A 16,367-nucleotide genomic window follows, 5' to 3' on the forward strand; every position below is an offset into this window, starting at 1 on the left:
AGTTGTTCAGCTGTTTCAGCTGTTCCGTTGTTCAGTGAGTGAGCGTCTCCTCCTGAAGATGCCGGGCCACGAAGCCCTCGATGTGCCGCCGGACGAGCGTGGCCGCCTCATCGGCCTTCCCCGACCGGACACACTCGAGTACGGCCGCGTGCTCGTAGGACTCCTCCTGCCACGACGGTGACCGGGCCCAGGAGGACGCGGAGACCAGCGCCGTCTGATCGCGGAGCCCGTCGAGCGTGCGGAGCAGCAGCGGGTTGCCGCATCCGGCGTAGAGCCCGCGGTGGAAGTCCCTGTTGGCGGTGGAACGGGTCGAGGCGTCCTCGGCCAGCGCCGCACGCTCCAAGGCCTGCGCCGCGTCGGAGAAGTCACTTCCCGCGACGACGCTGCGCCGCACCGCCTCCGGCTCCAGGAGCAGCCGCATGTCATAGACGGCCATCGCGTCCTGCTCGCTCAGCTCCCGCACCGTGGTGCCGGCGAACGGCCGGATGACGACGAGCCCCGAGCCCTCCAGCGCCTTCAACGCCTCCCGCACGGGCGTCTTCGACACACCGAACTCCCCCGCCAGCACGTTCTCCACCAGCGCGGTCCCGGGCTTGAACTCCCCATTCAGGATCGCCGACTTGATGGCCTCGAGTACGTGCGCGGTCCGCGACGGCAGGGTGGCCGGGCTGAAAGCAGGCAAGGTCGCGCCCCCAAATGGAATCTCATATGTCATATACGACTGGACCGTAACCGCCGCGGCGGCCAAGGGCAATGGGTCTGCCACCAGGTTCCCCGAATCCGCCCCGGCCCCCGTGACACCATCGCCCGCGGCTACGCGATCCGGCTGAGGTCCATCGTCCAGTTGGTGCGCCAGGTGGCTCCGCCGTCGTAGGAGAACGCCTGCGCCCAACGGGCCGCGTCAGGGGCGGAGTTGGTCCAGTCGAAGCGGACCTTCACCTCGTGACCGCCCAGGACGTCGTCACAGTAGAAACGGCCCAAGCCGTCGCTGAACGACCCCTCCATGGCCGGGTCGAGATGACCGGGCCGGGTGCTGGAGGCCCACCAGATCCGCCAGATCCTGGCTTCCGGGTCGAACTGGCGCAGCGTGAAGCCCTCGAAGCCGTCGGTCCAGATCCGGTCGACATGCCCCAACCCACCGAAAATCGGCTCGATCGCCGACGTCGCGTCGAACTCGATCCACTCCTCGCACGCCAGGTCGGCGACGTCCACCAGCTTGCGGTTGCGCACCCGCCAGCGGCCGAAGAGGAAATCGAAGTCAGCGCGCCCGTCGGCCGACACAGCAGAACCCATGCTCAGACTCCTTGCGGAACATCGCCCCTGCCATCCCTCGCAGAAGCCGCACGAACAGAGGCCCTGAGACTACGTCCCGGCACTGACACCGCCCGCGCCCGCAACGGGTGACCCACCATTCACGGGAGCCGTACTCCGCCGGAGTGGGCTCAAACGCATATACACGTAAATCAGACAAGTGAGTGCTCAATTGACTTAACTTTCTCGAATGCCTAATACAGTGCGACCTCGCAGTCGAGTAGAAGCCGGCCCGCGGCCGCGGGCCGGTCGCGCCGCCAGGACGCTGTCCGCGATGACGCTGGCGGGAGCGGCCGTGCTGCCGCAGGCGGCCTCCGCCTCCGAACCGCCCGCTCCCCAGCCGTCCCACCCGTCCGCAGGCTCCTCGGCGCAGCGGGCACCGGAGTTGCGGGCGGCGGGCCCGTTGCAGTTGACCAAGACGGTCTCCCCCGATCCTCTGACGGTGGGTGACACCGGCGTCTACACCCTGGTGGTGACCAATACCGGCGACCAGACGGCGCACGACGTGACCGTCTCCGACCCCCTGGAAGCCCATCTCGCCCTGGAGGGGTCGGCCCCTGAGGGCTGCACCGTCGCCGGTTCCGCCGTGACCTGCGGCGGCAGTGGCACCGACCTGGCGCCCGGCGCCTCGGCGACCTACCGGATCCCGGTACGGGTCCTGGCGGACACCACGGACGGCACGAACATCGTCAACGACGCCACAGCCACCAGCAGCGACGCGCAGCGCGCCCAGGCCCGCACCATCACGATCGCCCAGACCCTCAGCAACGTCGTGCTGGAGAAGTCCGGGCCGGCCAGTGTGAACCCGGACGGCACATACACGTACACCTTCACGGTCACCAACGAGGGCCCCTCCGACGCCGAAGAGGTCACCGTCGAGGACAACACCGACTCCCTCGACCTCGACATCGAAGACCTGCCCGCCGAATGCCCCGCCAGCGGCACCACGATCACCTGCCCCCTGCACACCCTGAAGCCGGGCGAAACACGCACCTTCGACGTGACGGTCCACGCACACGACGACGTGCCCGCCGGGACCGCGATCGAGAACTGCGCCGACGTGTACACCGGCAGCCGCGAGACCCAGACCGCGGACAACCACTCCTGCGCCACGACGACGGTCAGCCCGCAGAGGCCCGATCCCACCCCCACCGGCTCCACGCCGACGCCGACGGACTCACCCACGCCCACCCCCACCGACTCCGACTCCGCCATGCCCACACCGACACCCACCGACTCGCCGTCTCCCAGCGCCACCGCCAACCCGACCCCGTCGGGCTCGTCCACCCCTGTCACGCCACACGGCGAGGAACTGGCGAGCACCGGCGTCCGCGCAACAGGCCTCCTCGGTGTCGTGGCCGTACTCCTGGCAGCAGCAGGCACCTGGCTTCTCCGGGTCGGCAAGTCCACCCGCCGGAGGCGCTGAGCACCGCGTCGACAAGTCCGCCGCCGTCCAGGCCTCGGCGCAGCTCTCACGCTCACCCGTGCAGCGCCCGGTACGCCGCCAGCGCCCCCGGGTGCAGAGCGACGCCTCCCGTTCCGATCAGACTGCGGACGTCGAGGAACTGGGTGCCCACGGCGTTGCCGGGGACGAGTGACGTGGCGCGCCGGACCAGCAGGCGGGTGAGCGCGTCGGCCACGTCACGGTCCAGGTCGGGGCGGCACACCAGGAGGTTGGACACACCGATGGTGGCCACCCCGGCCGCCGCCCGGTACGCGTCCTGCGGCAGCGCCACCTGTTCAAGGCCCGAAGCCGCCCGTGCGTCCCGGCCGCCGAGCCGCGGCAGCAGTTCGGCCAGCGGCAGGAAGCGCAGGCCGGGCCGCTCGTCGAGGTCCTTGAGCGCGGGCAGGGGCACGCCGCCCGCCACGAGCAGCCCGTCCACGGAACCGGCCGCCATGGCGCTCGCCGCGTCGTTCAGCGGCAGATGGCGTACGCGCACGTCCGTCCTGGGGGACAGGCCCGCGGCGCGCAGCAGCCGTTCCCCGAACACGGCCGCCCCCGAGCCCGGGGCGCCCAGCGAGACGACGTGGCCGCGCAGGTCGGCCACGGTCCGCACGCCCGCGTCGGCGCGTACGGCGAACTGGAGGTACGTCTCGTAGACCCGCCCGATCGCGCGCAGCGGCACGGGTTGGGGGAACACGTCAGTGCCCGCGGCGTCCCGTGCGGTGGCGGTGAGGACGAGGGCGAGATCGGCCCGGCCGTCGCGCAGCCGCTCGATGTTGTCGACGCTGCCCGCGGTGGTGCGGACGTGGCATCGCAGGCCGGGGTGTGCCGCTGTGAGTTCATCGGCCAGGAGGTGCCCGAAGGCCTCGTAGAACGCGGTCGGCTCCCCGGTCGCCAGGTGCAGCACTCCGCTGGGACCGCGGCCGATTCCGGAGACGTCGCCGGCGAACGCGCCGCCGAGGGCGACGGCGCCCGCGGTACCGAGCGCGGCGCGCAGGACCGTACGTCGATTCATCAGGACCGTACGTCGATTCATGGGGACACCTCTTGGCCGGCCTCGGCAGCCTCTTCGGCGGCGCGTGGCACGACCGCTCGCGCGCGCAGTCCGTGAGGCCGCGCGGGGCCGAGCTCCAGGCGTCCGCCGCGCCCAGCGAGGAGCTGTTCCGCGATGGCGAGGCCGAGGCCCGTGCCCGTCGTGCCGGTCTGCTTGCCCGAGCGCCAGAACCGGTCCGTGGCGCGGGTGAGTTCCTCGACGTCCAGGCCGGGGCCGTCGTCCGTCACCGTGAGGACCGCGTGCGATCCCTCGACGGTGCAGGACAGCGTGATCTCGGCGTCCTCGCCCGCGTACTTGATGGCGTTGTCAAGAAGGATGTCGGTGATCTGGGCCAGCTCGTGGTCCGTGCAGGCGACGAGGACGGGTGCGGCGGGATGCGTGGTGAGGTGTGCTCCGCGGCGGCGGGCGACCGGTTCCCACAGCCGGTGCTGCTCGGCCGCGACCGCCGCCGCGTCGCAGGGTGCGTACGGCCCCTCGCTCACGGTCAGTTCACCGGCCCGGTGTTCCGCCGTGGCCAGCGCCAGCATGTCGTCGAGCAGTGTCTCCAGGCGGTCGAGTTCGGTGGTGACTCCGGTGTACGTGCGGTCCGCCGCGGCGGGCAGGTGGGTGTGCAGCGCGTCCACGCGGAGCCTGAGTGCGGCCATGGGGTTGCGCATCTGGTGCGAGGTGTCGGCGACGAGCCGGCGCTGTTGCTCCAGGGCGGAGGTGACCGTGTTCGCCATCCGGTTGAATCCGGTGGCGAGTTGGCGCAGTTCGGGAGGCCCGGAGGCGTGGGTGTGTTCCGGGGACAGTCCCGCGGCGAGCTGGCCGACGGCGCGGTCGAGGCCGCGCAGCGGTCTGACCACCCAGCGGGTCACCGCGCGGGCGAGGGCCGTGCAGGCGAGGGCGACCGCGGCCGCCGCGGCGAGGACGGCGGCCCAGCGCCAGGCGATGTCACCTGCCGCGGCCCGTACGGAGGCCCGCAGGACGACGGCGCCGGACACCTGGGTGCCGGTGCCCGCGGGCTCGGCGAACATCCTGTGCCCTCCCGACCAGGGCGTCAGCGAGGCCGTGGGATGCGCGGTCTGGTTGCGCAGGGCCGCGTCGATGAGGCGTGCCACGGCCGGGTCGGCGGCCCGCATCCCGCCGGTCTCCACCACGGGTTTGTGGCGCGCGTCGGTGACCACCAGCGCCTCCCCGTACAGCCGGGTGTAGCGCCGTGCCTCGGCGACCACAGCGGCGGTGTCCCCGGTGGTCGCCGCCTGGTCCATCAGCGAGGCGAAACGGTCGAGGTCGGAACTGCGGGCGAGCACCAGCTGCTGTGTGCGGTCGGACGCGGTGGACACCAGCAGCGGCACGGCGAACGCGGCCACGGCGAGCACGACGAACGCGAGGAGTGCCGCCTGGACCCGATTGCGCACGTGCCCGCTCCCTCAGTCCGCGGGGCCGGACGCGGCGTCGCCACCGAAGTCCGTGGGGCCGGACGCGGCGTCGTCGCCGAAGCGGTAGCCGAAGCCGCGGATCGTCGTGAGCAGCTCGGGACGGGACAGCTTGGCCCGCAGCTGGGTGAGGTGCACGTCGAGCGAGCGGGACACACCATGGCGGGCGTCGCCCCACACCTCGTCGAGGACCTGCTCGCGGCTCACGGCGGTTCCGGCACGCGCGGCGAGCACGGCGAGGATGTCGAACTCCTTGGTGGTCAGCTCGATGTCCGCCCCTCCCGCCCGAACCCGCCGCGCGTCGAGATCGACCTCGACGTCACCGGCCCGGATGCGGCTCGCCGCCGGGGCGCTCTTCGCGGCACCGCGCCGGGTGACGGCCTCGATCCGGGCGAGCAGTTCCGCGAGCCGTACCGGCTTGACCAGGTAGTCGTCGGCGCCGAGCCGCAGCCCCCGCACCACCGAGCGCTCATCGCCCCGCGCGGTCAGGACCACCACCGACATGTCACTCACCGCACGCAGGGAACGCAGTACGTCGAGGCCGTCGATGTCGGGCAGACCCAGGTCGAGGAGCAGCAGATCGGAGCTGCGGTGGTAGGTGAGGACGTCCCTGCCGTGGGTGATCCGCCGGGTGACATGGCCGTGGTCGTAGAGGACCTCGAGGAGCGCCGCGGCCACTCCGTCGTCGTCCTCCGCAAGCAGTATCTGCACTGTCTCCCGCCTCCCATCAGCGGTGTCTGTGCGGATACCGCCCACGTCCGAATGTAGACCACGTCCCTGAGCACACTCCGTGGCTGGTCCGCAGGAGCCGGTCGGCCGGGCCATCGGCAGATCCGGAATGTTAAGGGACGGTTAGGTCCGTGTGCGGGGCCGTCGCGGGGCCGCACGGCCCGGGGTCAGGCTGCTGCCGTCGAAGACGACAGAGTCGGACACCTAAGGACACAGCACATGATCATCGACTGCCACGGCCACTACACGACCGCACCGTCGGCGCTCGAATCCTGGCGCAAGCGGCAGATCGCCTCCCTCACCGACGGCACGCCCTCCCCCGCGCGGGCGGAGCTGCGGATCAGCGACGACGAGCTGCGCGAGAGCATCGAACCGAACCAGCTGCGGCTCATGGACGAACGCGGCATCGACCTGACGGTCTTCTCGCCGCGCGCCTCGTTCATGGCACACCACATCGGTGACTTCGACACCTCGGCGGCCTGGGCGTCGATCTGCAACGACCTGTGCCATCGCGTCGCGCGGCTCTACCCCGAGCGCTTCGCCCCCGCCGCGATGCTCCCCCAGTCCCCCGGCGTCGACCCGGCCACCTGCATCCCCGAACTCACGCGCTGTGTCGAGGAGTTGGGCGCGGTCGCCCTCAACCTCAACCCCGACCCGTCGGGCGGCCACTGGACCGCACCGCCGCTCACCGACCGCTCGTGGTACCCCGTCTACGAGAAGATGGTCGAGTACGACATCCCGGCGATGGTCCATGTCAGTACGAGCGTCAACCCGGCCTCCCACACCACGGGCGCGCACTACCTCAACGCCGACACCACCGCGTTTATGCAGCTCGTGCAGGGTGACCTGTTCGCCGACTTCCCGACCCTGCGCCTGGTCATCCCGCACGGCGGCGGCGCCGTGCCGTACCACTGGGGGAGGTTCCGCGGCCTTGCGATGGCGCTCGGCATGCCGCCGCTGGAGGAGCACGTCCTACGCAACGTCTTCTTCGACACCTGCGTCTACCACCAGCCGGGCTCCGACCTCCTCTTCGACGTCATGCCGTCGCGGAACATCCTCTTCGCCTCCGAGATGATCGGCGCCGTCCGCGACATCGACCCCTGCACCGGGCACCACTTCGACGACACACGCCGGTACACCGAGGCGGCCGAGCTGCCCACGGACGACCTCGCGGCGATCCAGGAGCACAACGCCCGTGCCGTGTACCCCCGGCTCGACGCGCTACTGAAGCGCCAGAGCCGCTGAGGCGCCCACGACACGTCACCGACACCACCACCTCGTACGGAGAGCAGAGCAGTGCACACCCTTGCCCCCAAGACCCCCGGATGGCTCGACTGGTACGAAGAGCCGTCCGGGCCGACGTTGCGGCTGCCGGCCGGAGCCGTCGACACCCACTGTCATGTCTTCGGCCCGCAGGCCGAGTTCCCGTTCGCGCCGCAGCGCAAGTACACGCCGTGCGACGGCGGGAAGGACCAACTGTTCGCGCTGCGTGACCACTTGGGCCTTGCCCGCAATGTGATCGTGCAGGCCACCTGCCACGGCGCGGACAACTCCGCCATGGTCGACGCCGTCCGTTCCGCGGGCGGCAGGGCGCGGGGCATCGCCACCGTCCGCCCGGACATCAGCGAGGCCGAGCTGCGCGAGCTCGACGCGGCGGGCGTGCGCGGGGTCCGCTTCAACTTCGTACGACGCCTGGTGGACGCCTCACCCAAGGACGCGCTGCACACCATCGCGCGGAAGATCGCCCCGCTCGGCTGGCACATCGTCCTGTACTTCGAGAGCGCCGATCTGCCCGAACTGGAGGATTTCTTCGCCTCGTTGCCCGCTCCGCTGGTCATCGACCACATGGGGCGACCGGACGTGAGCCGGCCCGTGGACGGCCCCGAGTTCACCCGTTTCCTGAACTTCGTCGAGCACAACGACGTCTGGGTGAAGGTGACCTGCCCCGAGCGCCTCAGCGTCACCGGGCCCGCCGCCCTCGACGGCGAACAGCACGCCTACACCGACGTCGTCCCCTTCGGCCGCCGCGTCGTCGAGACCTTCCCCGACCGGGTGCTGTGGGGCACCGACTGGCCCCATCCCAACCTCACCGACCACATGCCCGACGACGGCCTCCTGGTCGACCACGTACGGCACATCGCCGTCACGGACGAGCAGCGACACAAGCTCCTCGTGGCCAACCCGATGCGCCTGTACTGGCCCGGCGAGGACGTCTGACCCCGAAGCCACCCCCTCCGCCCCTCCCCCAGACCCACCTGACAAAGGCGTCACATGTCCCCATCCACCCACGCCCAGCAGCCCAGCCACTCCAACGCGCTGAACAGGCTCAACCGGCTCCCCATAGCCCGCTTCCACAAGCTCACCCTGCTCGCGGTCGCCTTCGCGTACTTCTTCGAGTTCGCGGACATCAACAGCTTCGCCACCACGGCACCGAAACTCGTCGACCTGTGGGGTATCTCGGTCGACCAGGTCGCGTACGTGACCTCGCTGTCCTTCGTCGGCATGTTCATCGGCTCGATCGTCGGCGGCGCGATCGCCGACCGGTGGGGGCGCAAACGGGCGCTGCTGCAGACGACGTTCTTCTTCGCCGTCTTCTCGTTCGCCTCGGTGTTCTCCTGGGACCTGGTGTCCCTCGGCGTCTTCCGCGTGCTGACCTCGGCGGGCCTGTCCGCGATGACCGTCGTGGCCGTCGTCTACGTCAGCGAGCTGTATCCGGCCGCTGTCCGCGGCAAGTACCAGGCGTACGCCATCGTCATCGGCATCTGCGGCACCCCGGTCACCAACCTCATCGCCAGCCTCGTCGTCCCGCTCAGCGACTGGTCGTGGCGGCTGGTCTACCTGTGGGGTTCCCTGGGCATCCTGCTCGTCCTGTTCACCCGGCACCTGAAGGAGTCGCCGCGCTGGCACGAGAGCCGGGGCGACCACGCCGCAGCCGACGCGGTGCTCCGGGAGATCGAGGCGCACGTCGCCGCGGAGAAGGGCCCGCTCCCCGAGCCCGCGCCGCCGGTCGACGAAGTCCCGGCGCAGAAGGCCCCGTTGAAGCTGCTTCTGCAGAAGAAGTACCTGCTTCCGACGCTGCTGCTCACCGTGCTGTGGGTGACGCAGACCATCGGATTCTTCGGCTACTCGAGCTGGGCACCGACCCTGCTGGCCAAGGAGGGCCTCAGCGTCGAGAAGTCCGTCTTCTACGTGGCACTCACCACGGTCGGCGCACCGCTGGGCTCCTACCTGGCCTCGCTGGTCACGGACCGCTTCGAGCGCAAGTGGTCGCTGACGGTGTTCGGTACGGTCATCGCGGTGTGCGGCCTGCTGTACGGGCTCACGTTCAGCCCGGTCTTCATCGTCGTGTTCGGCTTCTTGGTGAACTTCTTTGAGCGCGGCTACACCGCCCTGGCGTACGCCTACTCCCCCGAACTCTTCGACACCCGGGGCCGCTCCCTGGGCACGAGCGTCTCCTACGGCCTCGGCCGACTGTCGAACGCCGCGGGCCCACTGATCGTCGCGGCGCTGTACACCAACCACGGCTACCGCACGGTCTTCTATTTCATCGCCGGTACGTGGATGGTCGGCGCCGTCGTCCTGGCACTCTTCGGCCCCCGCACACGACGGGCCCGCCTCGCCGCGACCAAGGCACCTGCGGAGGTCGCCGACGTGGCATCGACGACCTAGCGGATGGTTTCCGGCAGGGCCACCCCCAGGTCGGCCGCCCGTTCCGACAGGTCGCGCCAGACCTTCGGGGCCACCGGGATTCCGCGTGCCCCACGCTCGTCGGCCACGACCGCACTGCGCTCGCCCGGATAGTGCACGCCCGTCGAATCGTCGGACACCGGAAGGGACTTGAGGGTGTCCAGGGTCGTGTCGACATCGGCGAGGAAGGTGTCCGTGTTACCGAAGGCCGCCGGGTCGACGGCGATGAGCAAGGCGTTCTGGCGGTGCTTGCGGCCCGCGGGGTCGTCGGAGTGGAAGGCCGCGAAGATCGGTGCGCCGACCAGGACGCTGGTCAGCACCTCGAAGGCGAGCGACATGCCCGAGCCCTTGGCGCCGCCCAACGGCAAGGGCATGACCGCCTGTTCGGGGTCGGTCGTGGGAGTGCCGTCCGCCGTCGCGGCGGCGCCCTCCGGCAGCGGGGTGCCGGACGCCTTCGCCTGGCGGATCTTGCCGAGGGCGATGGTGGCCGTGGCCATGTCGAGGAGGAGTGGGGCGTGGTCGGAGGAGGCCGGGGTCGGGACGCCTATGGCGAGCGGGCTGGTGGCGACGGCGGCGCCCTGGACGCCGGTGTAGCCCATGTTGGGCATGCCGGCGACGAAGCCGATACCGACGAGGCCCGCCTCGGCGATCTTCGCCACGTAGTAGCCGATGGCGCCGGTGTGGACGGTGTTGCGTACGCCGACGGAGGCGATGCCGTTGCTCCTGGCGCGGGCCACCGCTTCTTCGGCGGCGGCGGTCAGGGCCACGGGTCCGGGGGCCCGGTCGGCGTCGAGGGTGGCGGCGCCCGGGACGGTCGACTCGAACCGAAGCCCGGGCGCCGGGTTGGCGACACCCTTGGCGAGCAGGTCGAGGTAGGCGGGCACGCGCGCGATGCCGTGGGATTCGACGCCGCGCTGCGCGGCCCACACGAAGACGTCGGCGGTGGCCGCGGCGTGTTCGGCGCTCAGGCCGCCCTTCTCCAGGAGGCCGGCGGCGAAGGCGCGCAGGTCAGCGGGGGCTACCAGGGTCTTTTCGGGCATGGTGGCGGTTCCTTAGTGGCTTGGTGCCTCAGGTCTCAGCGGAGTGGCTTGGTGCCTCGGGGCTCGGCGGAGTGTCTTGATGCCTCGGAGCTCAGCGGAGTGTCTTGATGCCTCGGGGCTCAGCGGGTGACCAGCACGTCGACGACAGCGGTCGTGCCGTCGGTCACGGCCTTCAGCGCCCGCTCCAGGGCGGGGGCGAGGGCCTCGGTGGTGTCGACGGTCTCCGTGTGCATCCCGAACGGTTCGGCGAATCCGGCGAGCCGCGGCAGCCGGTGCAGATCGGTGCCGAGCCATTCGCCGGTCTCCGCGGCGGCGCCGTCCGGGTAGAAGCGGCGGTGGTTGAGGTTCATCGACTTGTAGACGCGGTTGTTGAACACCACGACCAGCAGCGGGAGCTCATACGCCTTGGAGGCGTCGAGGGACGGGATGACCGGGTTGTATGTGAACGCCCCGTCGCCGACCGTCAGGACGACGGGCCGCTCCCGCGCGGCGAGCTTCACCCCAAGCGCGACGGCGAGACCCTGACCGAGGCCGCCCTGCACGTAGAAGTACGAGTCGGGAGCGTCCGTCTTCAGGTGGCGCTTGACGGTGCGGCTGTGGGTGATGGTCTCGTCGACGACGATGCCGCCGTGACCGTCGAGCAGCTGCCTCAGCGTCGCGGCGACGAGCACCGGGTCGACGCCCTCCGTGGCGGAGGAGGTGGTTCGCGTCTCGGCCTCGGTGATCGCGATCTGCTCGGCGGCGTACCGCTCCTCCTGGGCCGCTCGCCGGGCGGCGACCGCGCGTCCGTCCAGGTCCTTGGCGCGCTTGGCCAGCTGACGCAGGGTGTTCGCTACGTCGCCCTCCAAGTACCGGTCCGCGTACAGGACTTGGTAGGCGACGTGCGGGCGCTGCGGCACCTGGTCGATGACGACAATCCGCGCCTTCGACGGGCGGCGGGAGGGCGGGTAGAAGGGGGCGCGGCAGTTGACGAGGAGGATGAGGTCGGCCTCGTCCATCCAGGGGCCGATGTCCGCGCCGGCGTGCAGCGGGTGGGTGCGCGGGAAGTTGCCGCAGACCGCCGAGTCGGGTTCGACGACGGGGATCTGCCAGGCCTCGGCGAAGGCGACGAGGCTCTCGAGGCCGCCCGCCTCGCGTCCGGCCGTCTCCGTGACGATCACGGGGTTCTTCGCCTCGCGGATCAGCTGGGCGACTGGGTCGACCTCTTCGGGCGAGGAGTGCGTGGAGCCTGGTGGCACGATCGGCTTGGCCTCGCGCCCGTCCCACTCCTCCAGGAGGATCTCCAGCGGAATGTTCAGGTATGCGGGTCCCGCCGGGGCCCGCCAGGCCAGTTCCGCCGCCCGCGTGACCATGCCTGGCAGGGTGTGCACGTGGGCGGCCTCATTGGCCCACTTCGTGAAGGGCTGCGCGATGCCGTGCGGGCCGCCGACGATGGACAGGTTGCGATACCACTGGCCGCCCGGGTCGGGCCCCGCCCCGTCGCCGTACGTGGTGGACTCCGACGAGGCGACCACCATGGGGACGCCCGCGAGCAGCGCCCCGTGCACGGCCATCGAGCCTTGCAGCAGACCGGGGGCGGCGTGCAGCAGCACACCCTGCGGCCGTCGCTTCAGCAGTCCGTACCCGGTGGCCATGCCCGCCGCCACGGTCTCGTGCGTGAGGTCCAGGTACGTCGGTGCGGGCAGCCCGTCCCGGTGCCGGCGGGCCAGGGACTCCCACACGGGGGCCCATTCGGACCCCGAGGAGCAGAACAGGTAGTCGGCGCCGACGGCGTTGAAGGCGGAGACCAGAGCGTCTCCACCGTCGCCGCCGCGCGCCTCGCGCGTGTCCGTCATCAGTGCTTCCTCAGCCCTCGATCGGCCAGTTCAGGACCTCGGCGATGCCCCGCCCCATGATCCATTCGAGCTCGTCGGGCGTGAAGTCCCAGTGCTTGGTGAACTGCTCGATGGTGTCGGTGTACGTGATGCCGTGGCCGAGCAGCCGCGTGATGTCGGTGCCGTAGAAGCAGCGCTGCGGACCCATCCGGTCGACCATCTCGCGCACGTACTTCTGGATGTTGTCGTTCGGGAAGGGCTGCGTGGAGTAGCCGGGCAGCGCCGAGACCTTCACGTAGATGTTGGGGTGTTCGTGCAGGTCGGCGGTCTCCTGCACCCAGTAGCCGATCGAGTCGTCGACGCAGCGGGCCATGATGCCCATGTGGTCGATGATGATCTTCAGTCCGGGGTGCCGGCCCGCGATCTCGCCCAACTCCCGCTTCCAGATGGGCGCGTGGACCATCGTGGGGATGTTCAGCTCCTCGGCGAGGGGCCAGTACCAGTCGTTCGTCCCGTCGATCATCCAGTTGCGGTCGATCGGGCGGTGGAAGGTGAGGCGGGTGCCCTTCACATGCGGGTTCTGCGCGAAGTCCGCCAGCATGGCCTTGCCCTCTTCGGGCTTGTTCTGCGGGATGCGGGCCATGATCCCGAAGCGATCGGGGTGCGCCTCGCAGGCTTCGAGCGCGTAGTCGATGCGGTCGCCCTCCCAGGACGGCGGCAGGATCAGCGCCCGGTTCACGCCGGCCTCGTCCATCAGCTCCAGCGCCTCCTCGTATGAGAAGGGGTCCTCGCGGTGGCCGTTGAGCCGGATGCGCTCGCGCGCGCCGGGGACCCAGGGGCGGTCCGGGGTCTCTTCCTTCCAGATGTGGATCTGGGTGTCGACGACGAACATGCCGGTGCTTCTCTCTCTCGGCGGACATTCAGGAGGTGCGGGGAAGTGCTGCGGAACTGACGTTAGGCGGGCCACGAGGGCTTGCCTTTAGCTGGAGGCGCAAGCAGTTGTTGCGCGAAATGGCGCTGCGTACACGGCAGTTCAGAAGGCCCGGAACGCCGCTTCGGCGATGTGCTCGGCGATCGCCATGGACGCCGTCGCCGCGGGTGAGGGCGCGTTGCGGACGGCCGTGATCCGGCCGACCTGGTGGATGCGGAAGTCGTCCACGAGGGTGCCGTCGCGGTCGAGCGCCTGGGCGCGCACGCCCGCTCCGCCGCGCACGACGTCGTCGACGCCGACCCCGGGCACGTACCGGCTCGCGTCCTTCATAAAGGCCCGGACGGAGAACGAGCCGCGGTACTCCTTGATGCCGGTGCGCCAGTGCCGGGCGGCCATCCGCCAGGCGCCGGGATAGGCGGCGAGTCCCGCGAGGTCCTTCGGGGAGACGCGGCTGCGTGTGTAGCCCTCGCGGGCCAGGGCCAGGACGGCGTTCGGCCCGATCTCGACCGAGCCGTCGACGCGCCGGGTGAAGTGCACGCCGAGGAACGGGTAGCGGGGGTCGGGCACCGGATAGATCAGCCCGGTCACCAGGCCGGTCCGGCCCGGCTTGAGCAGCAGGTACTCGCCGCGGAACGGGACGATCCTCGGTTCCCGCCTGTCCTGGGCGAGCCGCGCGACGGCGTCCGACTGGAGGCCCGTGCAGAGAATCAGCCGGTCCACCCTCACTCGCTCCTGCCCCGACGTGACGTCGATGCCGCCGGGGACGGTGGTGACTCCGGTGACGGGGAACCCGAGCTTCACCTCTCCCCCGGAATCGACGACGTCCTTCGCGAACTGCCGGGCGATCGCCGGGTAGTCGGTGATCGCGGTGCGCGGCGAGTGCAGGGCGGCGATGCCGCCGGCGTGCGGTTCGCGCTCCTTGATCTCGTCGCGCGAGAGCTGCCGCAGATCCGGTACGTGGTTGTTCCTGGCCCGCTCGTAGAGGTTCCGCATCCGGCCCAGCTCGTCCTCACGCACAGCGACGACGAGCTTGCCGACCTCCTCGTACGGCAGCTCGCGGTCCTGGCAGTACTCGCGCAGCAGGGAGACACCGCGCACGGTCAGGTTCGCCTTGAGGCTGCCGGGGGTGTAGTAGATCCCGGCGTGCACGACGCCGGAGTTGTGCCCGGTCTGGTGCCGGGAGACCTCGTGTTCCTTGTCGAGGACCACGACGCGGGCGCCGGGGCGGCGCAGCGCGATCTCCCGGGCGGTGGCGAGGCCCACAATGCCCGCGCCCACGACGCCGATCGTCTCGTCGGCCATCAGCTGCCGGCCTCGTAGTGGATCGCGACCGTCTTGACGCGCGTGTAGAAGTGCAGCGCTTCGGTGCCCTGCTCCTTGAACGGGGAGCCGGAGTCGTGGAAGCCGCCGAAGGGGTGGTGGACGTCCCAGCCGGGGGTGGTGAGGTTCACCGCGATCTGGCCGCACTCAGCCTCTTCGGCGAACCGGTGGGCGGCGTTCAGGTCGCGTGTGAACACCGCCGCCGCCAGGCCGAAGTCCGAGTCGTTGACGGCGGCGACGGCCTCGTCGAAGGAGTCGACGGCGCGCAGCGCGAGTACCGGGCCGAAGACCTCCTCGCGCCAGATGGCGAGGTCAGGTGTCACGTCGCCGAGGACGGTCGGATTGAGGTAGCAACCGTGTCCGAGACCGGTGTCTCGCGGTGCGTCACCGCCGGTGAGGACCTTCGCGCCCTGCTTGACGGCTCGCTCGATGTGATCGAGGACGCTGTCCCGCTGGCGCGGGTTGGACAGGGGGCCCATGCCGGTGCCTTCCGCCAGTGGTGCGCCCGGCGTGATCCGGGCGACCTCGGCGAGCAGCAGCCGGGTGAACTCCTCGTACACCGCCCGCTCGACGATGACCCGGCTGGTGGCGGTGCAGCGCTGCCCTGCCTGCCCGAAGGAGGCGGCCACGACCGTCTTCGCGGCCTTGGCCAGGTCGGCGTCGGCGAGGACGACGGAGGCGTTCTTGCCGCCGAGTTCGCCCTGGAAGCGGATGTTGCGGGCGGCGAACCGCAGCCGCAGTCGCGCCCCGACCTCGTTGGATCCGGTGAAGGTGACCGCCGCGATCCGGGTGTCGCCGAGGAGCGCGTCCTCGATCTCGGCCGTCCGGCCGGTGACGACGCCGAGCACCCCGGCCGGCAGCCCCGCGTCGTGCAGCGCACGGGCCAGGTGCAGGCCGGAGACCGGTGTCTCGGTGGCGGGCTTGAGGACGGCGGCGTTGCCCGCGGCGAGGGCCGGAGCGAGCTTGCGGGCCGGGGTGATCAGCGGGTCGTTCCACGGCGTGACGGCCAGCACGACGCCCAGCGGCTCGTGCTGGGCGGTGGTGCGGGTGGCGGGGCGGATGTCGTTGAGGAGGGTGCCGTAGCCGCCGCGGCCGACGAGGAGGCCGTAGTACTCCAGGAAGTCGGCGGCCTTGAGGGCCTCGCCGCGGGCCTCGGCACGGGTCTTGCCGTTCTCCGTGGCGACGTCCTCGGCGATGGTGTCGGCGCGCTCGCGCAGCAGCGCTGCCGCCTTGGTGAGGATCGCGGCCCGGTCGAGGGGGCTGGTGCGCTTCCAGGTGGCGAAGCCCCGCTCGGCGTGGTCGTAGGCGCGGGTGACGTCGGCGGGGGTGAGCGCGGGGACACGGAACGCGGGCGTACGCAGGTCGGCCGGGTTCTGCACGTCGATCCACTCAGTCGAGGCCGAGTCCGAGCCGGAGCCGGAGCCGGGGGCCACCCACTCCCCGCCCACCAGGGTTTCCACGGAACGCATCTGGATCACTTCTCTCTCCGATTTCTGGAACCGGATGGATTTCTGGAACCGGATGTACGACACACCATCGGCGCCGCCCTGGGCAGATCCGAGGAGGCAGGCAATGGTTGCGCGGCGCGCAGGGCGACCTCGTGGTGATGTGTGGTGCAA

The 16,367-nt window shown here is 70.7% G+C and carries 14 protein-coding genes; 4 read left to right on the forward strand and 10 right to left on the reverse strand.

Annotated features, from left to right (window positions below):
* Positions 1–31 precede the first annotated feature (31 nt).
* Both ACOKM3_RS05405 and ACOKM3_RS05410 read right to left on the reverse strand, forming a co-directional pair.
* The gene (locus ACOKM3_RS05405) at positions 32–715 is read right to left on the reverse strand and encodes a GntR family transcriptional regulator (RefSeq protein ID WP_426897437.1); all 684 of its coding nucleotides are present in this window, start codon (positions 713–715) and stop codon (positions 32–34) included.
* 98 nt (positions 716–813) lie between these two features.
* Complete coding sequence (locus tag ACOKM3_RS05410; RefSeq protein WP_426897439.1) at positions 814–1,293, reverse strand: hypothetical protein; 480 nt, start codon at positions 1,291–1,293, stop codon at positions 814–816.
* 292 nt (positions 1,294–1,585) lie between these two features.
* Here ACOKM3_RS05410 and ACOKM3_RS05415 point away from each other — a divergent pair, with 292 nt between their 5' ends.
* The gene (locus ACOKM3_RS05415) at positions 1,586–2,737 is read left to right on the forward strand and encodes a COG1361 S-layer family protein (RefSeq protein WP_426897440.1); all 1,152 of its coding nucleotides are present in this window, start codon (positions 1,586–1,588) and stop codon (positions 2,735–2,737) included.
* A 52-nt stretch (positions 2,738–2,789) separates the two neighbouring features.
* Here the strand turns inward: ACOKM3_RS05415 and ACOKM3_RS05420 are convergent, their stop codons facing one another.
* Genes ACOKM3_RS05420 through ACOKM3_RS05430 form a run of 3 tightly spaced genes read right to left on the reverse strand, consistent with a single transcriptional unit; the run spans position 2,790 to position 5,938 of the window.
* Positions 2,790–3,791 (reverse strand): TAXI family TRAP transporter solute-binding subunit, encoded by a 1,002-nt coding sequence (locus ACOKM3_RS05420; RefSeq protein ID WP_426897442.1) that lies wholly within the window; start codon positions 3,789–3,791, stop codon positions 2,790–2,792.
* Positions 3,788–5,209: a sensor histidine kinase gene (locus ACOKM3_RS05425; RefSeq protein ID WP_426897443.1), complete on the reverse strand. Its 1,422-nt coding sequence runs from the start codon at positions 5,207–5,209 to the stop codon at positions 3,788–3,790. The genes ACOKM3_RS05420 and ACOKM3_RS05425 overlap by 4 nt, the downstream gene beginning before the upstream one ends.
* A gap of 12 nt (positions 5,210–5,221) precedes the next feature.
* Entirely contained in the window at positions 5,222–5,938 is a 717-nt protein-coding gene (locus ACOKM3_RS05430; protein ID WP_426897445.1) for a response regulator transcription factor, read from the reverse strand.
* Between the two features lie 237 nt (positions 5,939–6,175).
* Between ACOKM3_RS05430 and ACOKM3_RS05435 the strand changes: the two genes are divergently transcribed.
* Genes ACOKM3_RS05435 through ACOKM3_RS05445 form a run of 3 tightly spaced genes read left to right on the forward strand, consistent with a single transcriptional unit; the run spans position 6,176 to position 9,625 of the window.
* Positions 6,176–7,201: an amidohydrolase family protein gene (locus tag ACOKM3_RS05435; protein WP_426897447.1), complete on the forward strand. Its 1,026-nt coding sequence runs from the start codon at positions 6,176–6,178 to the stop codon at positions 7,199–7,201.
* A gap of 51 nt (positions 7,202–7,252) precedes the next feature.
* Complete coding sequence (locus tag ACOKM3_RS05440; protein ID WP_426897449.1) at positions 7,253–8,173, forward strand: amidohydrolase family protein; 921 nt, start codon at positions 7,253–7,255, stop codon at positions 8,171–8,173.
* Positions 8,174–8,227: 54 nt separating this feature from the next.
* The gene (locus ACOKM3_RS05445; protein ID WP_426897451.1) at positions 8,228–9,625 is read left to right on the forward strand and encodes an MFS transporter; all 1,398 of its coding nucleotides are present in this window, start codon (positions 8,228–8,230) and stop codon (positions 9,623–9,625) included.
* Here ACOKM3_RS05445 and ACOKM3_RS05450 read toward each other — a convergent pair.
* The 5 genes from ACOKM3_RS05450 to ACOKM3_RS05470 all read right to left on the reverse strand — a co-directional run bounded on the left by ACOKM3_RS05450 (position 9,622) and on the right by ACOKM3_RS05470 (position 16,217).
* Complete coding sequence (locus tag ACOKM3_RS05450) at positions 9,622–10,683, reverse strand: Ldh family oxidoreductase (RefSeq protein WP_426897453.1); 1,062 nt, start codon at positions 10,681–10,683, stop codon at positions 9,622–9,624. The two genes, ACOKM3_RS05445 and ACOKM3_RS05450, sit on opposite strands and share 4 nt — an antisense overlap.
* A 119-nt stretch (positions 10,684–10,802) precedes the next feature.
* Positions 10,803–12,518 carry a thiamine pyrophosphate-dependent enzyme gene (locus tag ACOKM3_RS05455; RefSeq protein ID WP_426897455.1) on the reverse strand — a complete coding sequence of 572 codons (1,716 nt, stop codon included), beginning with the start codon at positions 12,516–12,518 and terminating at the stop codon, positions 10,803–10,805.
* Between the two features lie 10 nt (positions 12,519–12,528).
* Positions 12,529–13,389, reverse strand: coding sequence for an amidohydrolase family protein (locus ACOKM3_RS05460; RefSeq protein WP_426897457.1), 861 nt, complete (start codon positions 13,387–13,389; stop codon positions 12,529–12,531).
* A gap of 141 nt (positions 13,390–13,530) precedes the next feature.
* Positions 13,531–14,730, reverse strand: a complete 1,200-nt coding sequence (gene lhgO / locus ACOKM3_RS05465) for an L-2-hydroxyglutarate oxidase (RefSeq protein ID WP_426897459.1) — start codon at positions 14,728–14,730, stop codon at positions 13,531–13,533.
* A complete protein-coding gene (locus ACOKM3_RS05470; RefSeq protein WP_426897461.1) occupies positions 14,730–16,217 on the reverse strand; it encodes an aldehyde dehydrogenase family protein in 1,488 nt (495 codons plus the stop codon). The genes lhgO and ACOKM3_RS05470 overlap by 1 nt, the downstream gene beginning before the upstream one ends.
* Between the last annotated feature and the right edge of the window lie 150 nt (positions 16,218–16,367).

This window comes from Streptomyces nidicola, from assembly GCF_050106155.1.
Lineage (GTDB): Bacteria > Actinomycetota > Actinomycetes > Streptomycetales > Streptomycetaceae > Streptomyces.